The 13,789-nt window shown below is 65.6% G+C and carries 13 protein-coding genes; all 13 read left to right on the top strand.

What is annotated here, in order from left to right:
* Positions 1–6: 6 nt before the first annotated feature.
* Positions 7–1,062 (top strand): UDP-2,4-diacetamido-2,4,6-trideoxy-beta-L-altropyranose hydrolase, encoded by a 1,056-nt coding sequence (gene pseG, locus Q0996_RS02100; RefSeq protein ID WP_299615486.1) that lies wholly within the window; start codon positions 7–9, stop codon positions 1,060–1,062.
* 31 nt (positions 1,063–1,093) lie between these two features.
* Positions 1,094–1,765, top strand: a complete 672-nt coding sequence (locus Q0996_RS02105; RefSeq protein WP_299615488.1) for a formyltransferase family protein — start codon at positions 1,094–1,096, stop codon at positions 1,763–1,765.
* A complete protein-coding gene (gene pseI / locus Q0996_RS02110; RefSeq protein WP_299615490.1) occupies positions 1,766–2,824 on the top strand; it encodes a pseudaminic acid synthase in 1,059 nt (352 codons plus the stop codon).
* A 123-nt stretch (positions 2,825–2,947) separates the two neighbouring features.
* Positions 2,948–3,802 carry an N-acetylneuraminate synthase family protein gene (locus tag Q0996_RS02115; RefSeq protein ID WP_299615492.1) on the top strand — a complete coding sequence of 285 codons (855 nt, stop codon included), beginning with the start codon at positions 2,948–2,950 and terminating at the stop codon, positions 3,800–3,802.
* Between the two features lie 12 nt (positions 3,803–3,814).
* The gene (locus Q0996_RS02120; protein WP_299615494.1) at positions 3,815–4,519 is read left to right on the top strand and encodes an NTP transferase domain-containing protein; all 705 of its coding nucleotides are present in this window, start codon (positions 3,815–3,817) and stop codon (positions 4,517–4,519) included.
* On the top strand, positions 4,516–5,649 hold the full coding sequence (locus tag Q0996_RS02125; protein ID WP_299615496.1) for a polysaccharide pyruvyl transferase family protein: 1,134 nt from the start codon (positions 4,516–4,518) through the stop codon (positions 5,647–5,649). The genes Q0996_RS02120 and Q0996_RS02125 overlap by 4 nt, the downstream gene beginning before the upstream one ends.
* A gap of 35 nt (positions 5,650–5,684) precedes the next feature.
* Positions 5,685–7,058 carry a hypothetical protein gene (locus tag Q0996_RS02130; protein WP_299615498.1) on the top strand — a complete coding sequence of 458 codons (1,374 nt, stop codon included), beginning with the start codon at positions 5,685–5,687 and terminating at the stop codon, positions 7,056–7,058.
* Positions 7,058–8,842 carry an ABC transporter ATP-binding protein gene (locus tag Q0996_RS02135; protein ID WP_299615500.1) on the top strand — a complete coding sequence of 595 codons (1,785 nt, stop codon included), beginning with the start codon at positions 7,058–7,060 and terminating at the stop codon, positions 8,840–8,842. The genes Q0996_RS02130 and Q0996_RS02135 overlap by 1 nt, the downstream gene beginning before the upstream one ends.
* A gap of 11 nt (positions 8,843–8,853) precedes the next feature.
* The gene (locus Q0996_RS02140; protein ID WP_299615502.1) at positions 8,854–9,801 is read left to right on the top strand and encodes a class I SAM-dependent methyltransferase; all 948 of its coding nucleotides are present in this window, start codon (positions 8,854–8,856) and stop codon (positions 9,799–9,801) included.
* On the top strand, positions 9,798–10,793 hold the full coding sequence (locus Q0996_RS02145) for an FkbM family methyltransferase (protein ID WP_299615504.1): 996 nt from the start codon (positions 9,798–9,800) through the stop codon (positions 10,791–10,793). The genes Q0996_RS02140 and Q0996_RS02145 overlap by 4 nt, the downstream gene beginning before the upstream one ends.
* The gene (locus tag Q0996_RS02150) at positions 10,790–11,995 is read left to right on the top strand and encodes a glycosyltransferase family 4 protein (RefSeq protein ID WP_299615505.1); all 1,206 of its coding nucleotides are present in this window, start codon (positions 10,790–10,792) and stop codon (positions 11,993–11,995) included. The genes Q0996_RS02145 and Q0996_RS02150 overlap by 4 nt, the downstream gene beginning before the upstream one ends.
* On the top strand, positions 11,944–12,801 hold the full coding sequence (locus tag Q0996_RS02155; protein ID WP_299615507.1) for a methyltransferase domain-containing protein: 858 nt from the start codon (positions 11,944–11,946) through the stop codon (positions 12,799–12,801). Before Q0996_RS02150 ends, Q0996_RS02155 begins: the two co-directional genes overlap by 52 nt.
* Positions 12,798–13,775: a phytanoyl-CoA dioxygenase family protein gene (locus Q0996_RS02160; protein WP_299615509.1), complete on the top strand. Its 978-nt coding sequence runs from the start codon at positions 12,798–12,800 to the stop codon at positions 13,773–13,775. Before Q0996_RS02155 ends, Q0996_RS02160 begins: the two co-directional genes overlap by 4 nt.
* Positions 13,776–13,789 lie beyond the last annotated feature (14 nt).

The raw sequence follows: 13,789 nt of genomic DNA on the forward strand, positions 1-13,789 counted from the left end.
AATCTGATGCATGCGGTCTTTCGCGTCGACGGCTCGCCCGCACTTGGCGGCGGGCACGTCATGCGGTGCCTCACCTTGGCACGGGCCCTGACGTCACGGGGCTGGACCTGCGCCTTCGCGACGACCGCCGCGAGCCCGCAGACGGTCCCCAGCCTCGCGCGGGAGGATCTGCGGCTCATCGAAGGCGACGCAGGGGAGGAGCCTGAGACGATGCGGCGCCTCTGGCCAACAGGCACCGACTTGCTGGTGGTCGATCACTACGAAAGGGACCGGACCTTCGAGAGCCGGTGCCGCGGCTGGGCGCGCCGCATCCTGGCGATCGACGATCTCGCCGACCGCGTGCACGATTGCGATCTTCTGGTGGACCAGACACTCGGCCGCCGTGCCGACGACTACGCCGGTCTGGTGCCGGAAGACTGCCGGCTGCTGACCGGTGCCGACTATGCTCTGCTGCGTCCGGAGTTCTCAGCGGTCCGCGACGAGAGCTTGTCGCGGAGGAATGAGAGAACGGGCCTCGGGCGGATCCTGGTCAACCTCGGAGCAACGGATGCCGAGAACCACAGCCTGGATGTGTTGCGCGCCGTTCAAGAGAGTGGCATTTCTGCCGCCGTCGACCTGGTGCTCGGCGCCGCGGCGCCACATATCGGCACGCTGGAGGGCATCATCGCCAACATGCCGCAGAGGGTGCGGCTTCACGTCGAGGTGGATGACATGGCGTCTTTGATGGCCGCCGCAGACCTGGCCATCGGTGCCGCCGGCACCGCAACCTGGGAGCGCTGCTGCCTCGGCCTGCCGAGCCTGGTGCTGGTGATCGCGGAGAATCAGCGCCGCATTGCCGAGGCGGTGGTGGCCGCCGGCGCGGCGCGCCTCATCCCCGGCCCGCGCCCCAAGCTGACCGGCCAGATCAAGGCGGCGCTTCAGGATCTCGCGGACGACGGCGCCGCCCTGAAAGACCTCTCACAAGGCGCCGCGCAGGTCTGCGACGGTCTGGGGGTCCAACGGATCGAACGGTTGCTCGCTGCGGCCGACCTCAAGCACGACAGCGCCGCAAGGCAGGTCTAGGCGCGCGGAATGCGAAAGCTGCGAAACGGTCATGACCTCTGACGCCGACTGGTGGACCAGGCCGCGACGCATCGCGGTCGTGGTCGACAATCCAAGCTGGGTCCTTCCCTTTGCGGAGGAGCTGGTGGAGGCCCTGAACGCCGACGGGGACCAGGCCACCCTGTTCCGCGACTATGATCAGATTCCCGCCGGAACGGCTGCGTTCTTTCTCGGCTGCATCCGGATCGCGCCGATGCCGGTCCTGGAGCGGAACCGTTTCAATCTGGTGGTTCACGCCAGCCCGCTGCCCAAGGGCCGCGGTTTCTCGCCGCTGACTTGGCTGATCCTGGAGGGACAAAACGAGGTTCCGGTCTGCCTGCTGCACGCCGCCCCGGACGTCGATTCCGGCCCGATCATCTATCGCGAGGACCTGCGTTTCGACGGCCATGAGCTGGTCGAGGAAATGCGCCTCGCCCTGGGCCGCAGCTCCATCGGGCTCTGCCGGAGGTTCCTCTCGGAAGCGACCCCGCCCGCGGGCCAACAGCAGGTCGGCGAGCCGAGCTACTACCAACGCCGCAAGCCGGACGACAGCGCGCTCGACCCGCACAAGACCATCGCCGAACAGTTCGACCTTCTGCGCACGGTCGACAACCGGAAGTACCCGGCGTTCTTCGATTACCGGGGGCATCGCTACGAGATCCGCATCACCAAGCAGGAAAAGTAAGTGACACCCAAAGCCGCCATAGAAATCGCGGGACGGAAGATCGGCTCCGGCCAGCCGCCCTACATCATCGCCGAGATGTCGGGCAACCATAACGGCGATTTGGAGCGCGCCCTTGCCTTGGTGGAGGCCGCCGCCGCAGCCGGCGCCGACGCCCTGAAGCTGCAGACCTACACCGCCGACACCATGACCATCGACCATGACGGCGCGGACTTTCGCATCGAAGGCGGCCTCTGGGACGGCAAGACGCTCTATGAGCTCTACGAGTGGGCCCACACACCCTGGGATTGGCACGAAGCGCTCTTCGCCAGGGGCCGTGAGCTGAGCCTCGCGGTGTTCAGCAGCCCGTTCGATGCCAGCGCCGTCGACTTTCTGGAAAGCCTCGATGCGCCGGCCTACAAGATCGCGTCCTTCGAGGCCGTCGACCTGCCGCTCATCGAGAAGGTCGCCAAGACCGGCAAGCCGATGATCATCTCCACCGGCATGGCCAACATCGAGGAAATCGGCGAGGCCATGGAGACCGCCAGGGCCTACGGCTCAGGCGAGATCGTCCTGCTGCACTGCATCAGCGGCTATCCCACGCCACCGGAAGAGGCGAACCTCGAGACCTTGCCGGACCTGGCCAGGCGCTTCGACGCGGTGGCCGGTCTCTCGGATCACACCCTGGGCCCCTCGGTGCCCATCGCGGCGGTCGCCCTGGGCGCCCAGGTCATCGAGAAGCACTTCACCCTGCGCCGCGCCGACGGCGGCCCCGATTCGGCCTTTTCTCTGGAACCCGAGGAACTGCGCCAGCTCTGCGAGACCACCCGGACGGCCTGGGCCGCCCTGGGGCGCGTCGACTATGGCCGCAAGCCGAGTGAAGCCGGCAGCGCCGTCTTCCGCCGTTCGCTCTATGTCGTCGAGGACATCGCCGCCGGCGAGCCCTTCACCGAGAAGAACCTGCGGGCCATCCGGCCCGGCCACGGCCTGCCGCCGAAACACATCACGGAGCTTCTCGGCCGGCCCGCAAAGACCGCGATCAAACGCGGGACGCCGCTGCGCTGGGATCTGGTGAGCTCCTGACCATCCACCTCGGTCAGCGGTCCCTGGCCGCGGCCCGCCCCAACCTGAACTTCGCGCACCGATGAGCGCGATCAAGGCCCTTTCCGCAGTCTTCAAACTCGTCACAACCAAGAAAGTACAGAAATGATCCAAGAAGGCAGGTGTTACGTCGTCGCCGAGATCGGCATCAACCACAACGGGGACATCGGCGCGGCAAAGCAGCTCATCAAGGCGGCGAAGGACGCCGGCTGCGACGCGGTGAAATTTCAGAAGCGCACCATCGAGGTGGTCTACACACCAGAGGAACTGGCGAAGCCCCGCGAAAACCCCTTCGGCGAGACCAACGGCGACCTGAAGCGGGGGCTGGAGTTCGGCAAGGCGGAATACGACCAGATCGACAGACTCTGCAAGGAACTGGAGATCGAGTGGTTCGCCTCCCCCTGGGACGAGGCCTCAGTGGACTTTCTCGTCCAGTACGACATCCCCTATCTGAAAATCGCCTCGGCCTCGGCGACCGACAAGGCGCTGCTGCACCACTGCGCCGCGACCGGCAAGCCGCTGCTGATTTCCACCGGCATGTGCGATCTCGACCTGATCCGGCAGATCGTCGCGGCGGTGAAGGACGCCGGCGGCACCATCGCCTGCCTCTACCACTGCACCTCCACCTACCCGGCCAACGCCGAAGAGCTGAACCTGCTTGGCATCAAGACCCTGGAACAGGAGTTCCCTGACATCCCGATCGGCTACTCCGGCCACGAAGTCGGCCTGCCGACGACGATCATGGCCGCCGCGCTGGGCGCCAAATCCATCGAACGGCACATCACCCTCAGCCGGGCGATGTGGGGCTCGGATCAGGCGGCCTCCATCGAGCTGCCGGGCCTGCAGCGGCTGGTGCGCGACATCCGTGCCTGGGAGGTGGCACGGGGCGACGGCCGGATCGTGATCTATGACTCCGAGCGGCCCATCGCCGACAAGCTGCGCCGGAAGCACACCCTCTAGGGGGCCGCAGGGGTGTCTGTCATTGCCGTCATTCCGGCGCGCGGCGGCTCCAAGACCGTCGCGCGCAAAAACCTCAGGCCCCTGGCCGGTAAGCCCCTGGTTGCCTGGACCATCGAGGCGGCGAAGGCGGCCCGGGAGGTGGACCGCGTCCTGGTCAGCACCGAGGACGAGGAGATCGCCGCCGCCGCCCGCCAGGCCGGCGCGGAGGTTCCCTTTCTGCGCCCCGAGGCGCTGGCCGGCGACGATGTGCACTCGGTGATGACGGTGCTGCATGCCCTCGACTGGCTGGAGACGGAAGAAGGCAGCCTGCCGGAGGCCGTGACCATGCTGCTGCCCACCAGCCCGCTGCGCGAGGCGGCGGACCTGGACCGGGCGGTGGCCCTGTGGCGAAGCGCCGGCGCGCCCAGCGTGATCTCGGTCTGTACCGCCGGCAGCCCCCTGGGCAGCCTGCGCTGGCTGCGCGACGGCCGGCTGGTGCCCCTGGACGAAGGAGCCAATCGCAACTTCCAGCGTCAGGACGTGGAGACGCTTTACGCGGTGAACGGTTCCATCTACGTTGCCGCCTCCGCAGCGCTGCGCGAGCAGGGGACTTTCCACATGACGGGGGCCCTTGGCTCGCCGATGTCCAAGCGCTGTTCCATCGATATCAACACCCTGGAAGACTTCGCGATCGCCGAGGCGCTCGTGTCGCTCGCCGGGCAGGAGAAACAGGCGTGAAACGGATTTACCATGTCGGCGGTTGGCATCGGAACTACGGGGACTTCGCCCTGCAGCTTGGCGAGATGCGTATGCTGCGGGCGGCCAGCGAGGAGTCCCTGGAGTTCATTCCCATCAACTGCCAGACCACCCGCTTTCACCGGGACCTGATCACGCTCATCAACGACGACGCCGATCTGCTGCTGGTCGGCGGCGGCGGCATGGTCTTTCACCGTCCGGAGGACGACAGCCAATCCGGCTGGCAGTTCAACATCTCGCAGGAGGATCTGGAGCGCCTGACCGTGCCCCTGGTGGTCTATGGGATCGGCTTCAACAAGTTCTACTTCGACGACCGCGGCTTCAAACCGCAGATGAACGAACACCTGCAGGCCACCCAGGCCAAGGCGGCGCTGTTTTCCGTCCGCAATCAGGGGACCTTCGACGAGCTTGTCTCCCGCGGGCTCTCGGCCGAGCGGATGGAGGTGATCCCGGACCCGGGCATGTTCGCGCCCACCGCGCCCCTCAGCCTGCCGGGTCTCACGGAGGGCGACTTCAAGATCGGCCTCAACTGGGCCGGCGACCGGAACTTCTACCGCTTCCCGGAACCCTGGGAGGAGACCCGGCTGCAGGTGGTCGACGCGCTCTGCGAGGCCCTCAAGCGCCTCTTGGACCGCCAGGGCGGCGGCAGAGTGGTGTTTATCCCGCACCTGGCGGAGAACATCGACAGCGAGGTCGCCCCGCTGTTCGAGGAACGCCTGGGCGCGGCCTTCTACAACGTGGAGGAGGAACTGCCCTTCCTCTATCCGGCCTCCCAGGCCCAGTTGCCGCTGTTCGCCGACATCTACCGCCAGATGGATCTGGTCGTCGGCATGAGGGGCCATTCCAACATTGTCCCCTTCGGCCTCGGCACCCGGGTCATCGGCCTGGGCAGCCACAACAAGAACCGTTTCTTCCTGGAGCAGATCGGCGAGAGCCAGGCCATGATCAACACGCAGAACTTCCCGAGTGGCTGTTCGGCGGAGGAGATGCTGGCGACGATGACGGCCGTGGTGGACGACGACAGCCTGGAGGCCCGGCAGGCCGAGCGCCTGGCCGCGCTCACCGCCGTCTCGGACAGCTTCAACAGACGCGTGGTCGGGCTTCTCGCCTAGCCCCCGACGGACGGTCACCCGGACTCATCAGTCGCATGAAACAAAGGGAGAGCGCAGACCAGCAGCAGGTCATCTTCTGCCTGCGCGCCGACAGCGACGTCGACCACATCGTGCCGGTGATCGATGCCCTGGCGCGCCAGCGCGACTATGGAATCCGGGTCGTGATCTACGATCCCATCAAAACCTATGCCGACGACTATCGGATGCAGCATCTGCGGAAGGAGCACGGCATCGAGGCCGAGCACCTGCTGCAGCTGACCGCCGTAGGCCTCTGGACGAAGAGTCTTTCCAGGGTCTTTCGCACGCTGTTCCACGGCCTGCTGCGGCTGCAGCGGCGCCTGCCGGCGCCCATCGTGACCCGGCTGCTGCGGCTGCCGCTGCGCGCCCTGCACCAGCGCTTGAAGGCACTCTGCGCCTCGGATGAGGCCATTGCCGCGCTGACGGAAGAAGTCGGCCGGGCGCGGAACGGTCTCGTGGTCTTCGATCACACAATCAACCCCCTGGCCGAGGCGGTCACGCGGGTAGCCCGCGGCCGCGGACTGGCGACCCTGGCGCTGCCGCATTCGGTGCCTCATCTGACCGACCTGCCGCGCGATGCGGTAGTCTCGCCCAGCGATGCCGACGGGTTGGACTGGGGCGCCCTCTACGACCGGGTGGTCCTGCCCAACGCCCCGTCGGCGGAGCGCTTCGCCCAGGACAGCCGCGACGACAGCCTGCTCACGGTCCTCGGCTCCGCCCGCTTCTGCCGCGGCTGGGGGCCGACGCTGGAACGCATTGCACCACGCTTCGATTGGAACCCAGGGGCCGGGCAGGCGGTCAAGGTGCTGTTCATTCTTTCGAAGAAGGGCCCCTATGTGGACTGGCCCGCGATCAACCGCGTGACCGAACGTCTCTGCCGCGACGAGCGCCTGAGCGTGGTCTTCAAGCCGCATCCAAGGACCGAAGTCAGCGGCCTGCCGAGCATCGAGAAGAACCCGCGGGTTGCCGTGGCCCCGCCCGCGCTGCCGACAGTCAGCCTCATCCGATGGGCCGACCTGGTGGTCTTCTGGGGTTCGTCGGTGGTCTATGACGTGATCGGCATGCGCAAGCCGCTGCTGCACCTGGCCTATCCCTTCCGACTGCATTTCGATTTCGAACCCTTCCTGCAGTCCTGCCGGGCCGACAGCTTCGAGGATTTCTTCGCGCGCCTCGATCACTTCGTCGAGACGCGGGAAGCAACCTACAGCGAAGAGGACGCCCGGGACTGCATGGCGGCGCTTGTCGAGGGCGAGTCCGGGCCGGTGCTCGAACGCTACCTCGACCTTATGGACAGCCTACTTGCCGGGCCGCCGGCTGAGAGGGCCTTCCCGGAGAGACCCCTCTCCGCCCAGGAGCAGCAATCAAACGATCTGACCTTCGGAGTTCGCTAGTGAGAAACCGTCAGAGCAATCGGCGCCTGGTGCCGAAGCCGCTGCGCCGGGCCGCGACCGTGTTCGTCCACTTCTTCAAGGCGGAACCCCTGCGCGGCTGCATCGTGCTGACCTCGATGATCGTGGCCGGCCTTCTGGAAGGGGTGGGCATCGCGGCGCTTCTGCCATTGCTGGACACCATCATCAACGGCACCGCGGAAAGCGGATCGTTCATCGGCAGTGCCGTCACGGACAGCCTCAGATCGCTGGGCATCGAACCGACGATCGGAGTGCTCTTGCTGGTCGTGGTGCTGCTGATCACCGCAAAGTCCCTGGTGCTGGTGTTTGTCGCCAAGCAGATCGGCTACACCGCCGCGACCGTCACCATGAACCTCAGGCTGCAGCTGCTCGCCGCGCTCATGCGGGCGCGCTGGCCATTTTTCGTTCGCCAGCGCATGGGTTCGATATCCGCCAGCATGACCAGCGAGCCGGCCCGCGCCGCCAGCACCTATATCGCCGTGGCTCGGGCACTCACCGGGTTGCTGCAGGTGCTGGTCTACGTCGCCCTCTCGCTGGCGATCTCCATCGAAGTGAGTTTCGCAGCGGTTATGGTCGGCATCGTGTCCGCGGTCCTGTTGCATCGCTTTGTCGTCATCACCGGCAAGATGGGACAGAAGCAGACCCTGTTGACCAAGTCCCTGCTCTCCGGATTGGCCGACGGCCTGTTGTCGATGAAGCCGATCAAGGCAATGGCCCGGGAGGGTCAGCTTGGCCAGATTCTCCACAAGGACATCGTGGCGATGAACAAGGCCCAGCAGCTTCAGATCCTCGCCCGCGAATCGCTGCAGCATTACCGCGAGCCGATCACCACGGCGGCCCTGGCCCTCGGCCTCTATTTCATCCTCACCTACTGGGACCTGCGGCTCGAAGGCCTTCTGGTCATGGCATTCCTGTTCCTCAGGATCGTCGGCCGGGTTTCCTCCCTGCAGAGCAACTTTCAGAGCATCGCAGGCTCCCTTCCGGCCTATTGGTTTGTACGTTCCGTCCTCTCGACGGCCACGAAGGCAGCCGAGAAGGAAACCCGCCGGCTTTCGCCGCAGTTCGAGTCCGAGATCCGTTTGGAGGGCGTGTCCTTCTCCTATCTCAGGAACAAGCCGGTGCTCAGGGAAATCTCCATCGAGATTCCCAAGGGTCACTTCATCGCCGTCGTCGGAGAGTCCGGCAGCGGAAAGACAACCATCGCCGACCTGGTCACCGGACTGCTGCGCCCCACCAGCGGCGAAATCATGATCGACTCGACACCGCTGTCGGCCATCGACAAGAGGGCCTGGCGCCGCATGATCGGCTATGTGCCGCAGGACACGCCCCTGCTGCACGACACGGTGCTCAACAACGTCACCCTCAGGGACCCCGAGATCAGCGAGGCGATGGCCAGGGCGGCTCTTGAGCAGGCCGAGGCCTGGTCTTTTGTCTCCGCGCTGCCGCAAGGCATTCACTCGATGGTCGGCGAGCGGGGCACGCGCGTTTCGGGCGGTCAGAGACAGCGGATTGCCATCGCCAGGGCTCTTGCCCATCGGCCGCAGTTGCTGATCCTCGACGAGGCAACCGCCGCCCTGGACCCCAAGACCGAGGCGGAGATCTGCGGCACCCTCAAACAGCTCGCCGGCGAACTGACGATCATCGCAATTTCCCACCAGGATGCCTTGCAGGATGCGGCGGATATCATCCACCGGATCGAGAACGGCCGATCCGTCCAGACGGACGGGCGTGGCGGCGATCACATGCAACTGAGTGCCTCTTCGTGACCCGGGAGAGCATGCAGAGTGAAGATGGCGGGTCCGAGCCGCGGCAGGCGGAGGTCACCGGAGGCACGCGCGGACCATCGGGCCTGCCGGTCTGTATCGCCTGTGGCGGCCGGCGCCTTAAGCCCATGGATTATCCCTTGCCACGCAACGAGCTGTTCCGGAATCTGGCGGTGCTGGTCTGCCAGACCTGCGGGTTCGGTGCGGTGAAGACACCCATCGATCCGCAGCGGCTGCACCGCTACTACGAAGACGACTATGCGGGCCACGCCGGACGCGAAGCAAAGGCGGCGCCGGAGCGCTATTTCTCCGACAGCGCGCTGATGTTCAAACCACAGCGCTCACTCTCGCAGTTGCGCCTCGCCGAAGGCACGCTCTCCGGCGCGCCCCGGACAATCCTCGATGTCGGCGCAGGCTTCGGCACCACCCTTTTTCTGGCACGGCAGCAGTTTTGGCCGGAGGCGGAGTTGCTCGCCGTCGAGCCCGATGCTTCGATGGCCGGCTATTTGTCGCGGGCCGGATGCCGGCAGCTTGCGAGCCCTCAGCAGGTCGACCCCGGAAGCTGCGATCTCATCGTCGCCTCCCACGTGCTCGAGCACTACCAGGAAGAAGAGATCCTGGATATCCTGGGCGCGCTGCGTACGCTGCTGAGCCCCCGGGGCTGGATTCTCGCCGAGGTCCCGAACTCGGACTTTTCAGCAGACCCCGACATTGCAGGACACAGTCACGAACCGCACCTGCTGTTCTTCAGCAAAAAATCCCTGCGCCAGGTGTTCGAGAGATGCGGCCTGCGGGTCTCCTTTCTCGATACCGTCGGCCCGGTCCGGCGGCGCGGACTGGGCGACCGCCTCGGTAATCGCCTGCGCCGCCTCGCAGGTCGGCCAGCCAGTGAATATGGCGGGAACCGCGCCGCCCTGCGCATCCTTGCGCAGGCACCGAGTTCTGCCGGAGGCTCCGTATGACGACCCCCTTCGGCCGCAAGACGCTCGCGGACTTCGGTTTCGCTGCGCTGCTCGACGCCCTGCCTCTGACCTGCCTCGACGTCGGCGCCCGTGGCGGCTTCACGGCCGATCTGCTGCCGCTGGCGCAGGCCGTTCACGCCATCGGCTTCGAACCGGACGAGGAAGAGTGCGCGCGCTTGAATGCCGCGCCGGGCGGGGCCGGGCCCTGGCGCTCGCTGCGCTTCGTCCCGGTTGCCCTCGGAATGGCGGAGGAGACGCGGCGTCTGAATATCTACCGCAAGCGCGGCTGCTCCTCGCTGCTGACCGCCGATGCGGACCTAGCGGGCCTCTACGGCCGCGAGCCTTACTATATCCTGGACGGCACCCTCGATGTGCCGACAACCACCGCCGACGCGGCCGCCGAGCACTACGGGTTCAAAGACGCCGCCTTCTTCAAGCTCGACGTACAGGGCGCCGAACTGGAGATTCTCGAGGGCGCCCAAAGGCTCTTGCGGGAATCGCTGGTGGCGCTGCGGGTGGAAGTCTCCTTCGTGCCGATCTATCGCGGCCAGCCGCTGTTCGCGGACATCGATCAGGCGCTGCGCCGTCACGACTTCTTTCCCATGCGCTTTCTGGAGCTGCATCCCTGGCGCCGTTCTTCCAAGGCGAAGTTGCCGAATCTCGCCGAAGGGCCCTTCCCTTACTCGGAAGGCCAGATGGTCCATGGCGACCTTCTCTATCTGAGAAGCCCGGAGAGCCTGCCGGAGGACAGCGACGCCGGGGTCGAGCGGCTTATCCGCGCGGCCCTGCTGGCGCTTGCCTATGGCCTCATCGACCACGCGATGGCGATATTCGACCGACCGCCGGTTCGGGCCATGCTGCAATCCAGGTTCGGACTCGATGCTCGAGGCGCGGCATCCGCCCTTTCCAAACACCTCGCACGCAACAGCCGCACCGTGGCGGCCGGCGCCCTCATCCCGCGCCTGAAGAAGATGGTGGCCGGCCGACGATGAGCGCTGTGGATCGGATCGGCCGGCCGTTGCGGGTCTGCTACCCCTTCATCGGCAACAACGTCGGCGGCAGCCACCTCTCGACACTGTTGCTCGTGAAAAACCTGGATCGCAGCCGCGTCGAACCCTGTGTCGTCCTGCACGAAGAGGGCCTGCTGTCTGGTTACATGCGCGAGCAGAAAATGACCTATGAGCTGGTCGCGATTCCCGGGTTTTTCCGCCCACCTTATTGGTCGCTGAGCAATGTCTTAGCCTTGGCGGCCCAGACCTGGCGGCTTGCCGCTTTCCTGCGCAAGCGTGGGATCGACATCGTCCACGCCAACGACGTGCGCACCCACTTCGGCTGGACCCTGGCGACCAGACTGACGGGGACCAAACTCGTCTGGCATCAGCGCACGGCGAGTTTCGGCAGCAGCACGATCAAGCTGTTCCTGGCAAAGCTGGCACAGCAGGTGGTCTGCATCTCCCACTACACCGCGTCGACCCTGCCGCAATCCCTCGGCTCACGCGCACGCATCGTCTCCAATCCCTTCGACACCGGTTTCGCAGAGCTTGACAGGCAAGCGGCAAGGCAGAACGTCCTGAAGCAGCTCGCGCTCGACCCGGAAACCCGCATAGTCGGCTTCTTCGGCAATCTGGTGCACCAGAAGCGCCCGGCCACCTTCCTGCGCACCGCCGCAAAATTGATCGAAGGTGGGAACCGGCCCCTTTCCTTCCTGATGTTCGGGACCGAACGCAACAATGCGCAGGCCGAACTGGGACGGCTTGCCGAAGCACTGAACATTGGCGGCCGGGTCCATTTCATGGGCTTCCAAACGCCGATCGAGCCGTGGATGGCCGGCTGCGATCTGATGATCGCAACCGGCGTCGACGACGGCTTGGGGCGCAGCCTGGTCGAGGCCATGATCAGCGGTACTCCCGTAGTCGCCGCCGATTCGGGCGGGCATTGCGAGGTCATCGAAGACGGAAGGACCGGCTGGCTGGCAACCGCCGACGACCCCGACGCCCTCGCCGCCGCGGCCGGGCGCGTCCTGGACGATCCCGGCCTGGCACAGGCGACCGTGCAGCGGGCACAGGCCCAGGCGCTGGCCAGATACTCGGTGCAGCGTCACGTCAGCGAAATGACGGCAATCTACCTGGAGACCCTGGGCAGGTGCCGAAAAGGGTCACCGGGTTATCCCCTGACCGGCGAACCGCTGTCATGAGACGGACTGTCGCGAGAGCGGCCTGGCTGTTGCTCGCCGCCTCATCGCGGCTGCTGCGCCGGCCGAAGTTCGCCCGCCGGCAGCGGCTCATCCTGCGGCATGGCGTTCTGGAATACGAGAAGCAGGACTTCTTTCGCCTGCACAACGTCACCTCGGTCCGCGAGGCTTTCCGCCGCGAGGCCGCAAGCATCGCAACGCGGCACCCCAGTCTGCTCGATTTGGGCGGTGGCGACGGCAGCAATTTCAAGGACATCTTCGACGGCATCGAGGGTTTCCCCGGAAGCTACTCGATCCTCGACATCATCGAACGCCCCGGGGTGGACAACGCCGTGGTGGGAGACGCCTGCAAGCCAATCGTGACCGACCGTCGCTTCGACGTGACTTTCACAAACAATGCTCTTGAACACATGCCCGAACCCTTCATGGTCGCCCAGAACATGTACGACCTGCTGAAGGCCAACGGCCTGGTCATGGCATCGACGGTCTTTGCCTGCCATCAACACGCCTCGCCGGACGACTACTGGCGCTTCACCGACTCCGGCCTGCGGTATGTGTTCGAGAAGGCCGGATTCGAGACCATCGAATTCGGCTATGACATCAGCCAGCGGCGGCGGGAGAAGCTCGGCGGGCATATTCCCGAGTCCGCGCCCTTGATCGACCGCAAGGGCGGCTGGCAGGAGCGGTGGTTCGTCTTCTATATCGGGCGCAAGCCGGGTACTGCTGCGGAACGGCCGGACAACGGCAAGAGCAATGGACAGCCACCTAACGAGAGACAGTCAAGCTTAGGAAACGGACAGACCAAATGACCGCTGAAGACCTTCGTAAAGCCTTTAAGCGCGACGGTTACGTGCTTCTGAGGGGCGCCCTCAGCGCGCAGGAAGTGGCGGAAATCAGAGCGACGCTGCCGCCGGTCTACGACAAGCTCACATTGACGCCCAAGCGCTACATGCAAGCCCGGGAGTGCCTGGCGGTCCCGCCGGTCTACCGCCTGATGGCCCATCCGAAGATCATCGAGGCGTGCCGCCGGATCCTCGGAGAGGACCTGGTTTACGTCAACGATCTGGTCGTGCAGCGCAACGTCATCCCGGTGGGCGACAACCCCCCGCATCTCGACTGCCAGGCGGAATTCCGCTTCAACCGCGACAGCCGCTACCTGGTCGACCCGAACTTCCTCTTCGCCAAGGTCGGCGTTTATCTCCAGGACAACACCGAGGACTACGCGGGGGGGATCGATATCTATCCGCGCGGCCACAGATGGGTAGGGAACGGTCTGTTCTTCTCCTATCAATTTTACAAGAGGGTCCTGCGGCGCATGTTCGACCGCGGCATGAAGCTCCTGGACACCAAGGCGGGGGACGTCTTGATCTTTGACAGCCGGCTGCCTCACCGCAGCACCGCCGCGACAAAGCTGGGGCAGAACAACTACCAAGACAGCGACGACGGCGCGGCCGAGGTTCCCGAGGAGCGCGCCAAATACGTGGTCTACTGGGAGGTCGCACGCCAGGGAGACGAGGTGCACTTCGTTGCCTGCAACAAGGCAAGGGCAAGAAAGGAAGAGATGAAGCGGCCGGTTGGCGCCTATCGGCCGCGCTGCAGCTACCTGGGGCTGGTCTATCCGGACGACTACCCGCCGGAGCTGGTGGAAAAGCTTGATGTCGAGGGCGTGAAGGTCTTCTCGCTCACGCGCGAAGAAGCGGACCCCTGGCTCGCAGCCTTCAAGGAGGGGGCGGGAGAGGCTCTGGCCGCCGAAAGCGACGGCAAGGCGGTGCCACCGCAATGAACCGGCCGGCAGCC

It is taken from the genome of Pelagibius sp., from assembly GCF_028289705.1.
Taxonomy (GTDB): domain Bacteria; phylum Pseudomonadota; class Alphaproteobacteria; order Kiloniellales; family Kiloniellaceae; genus Pelagibius.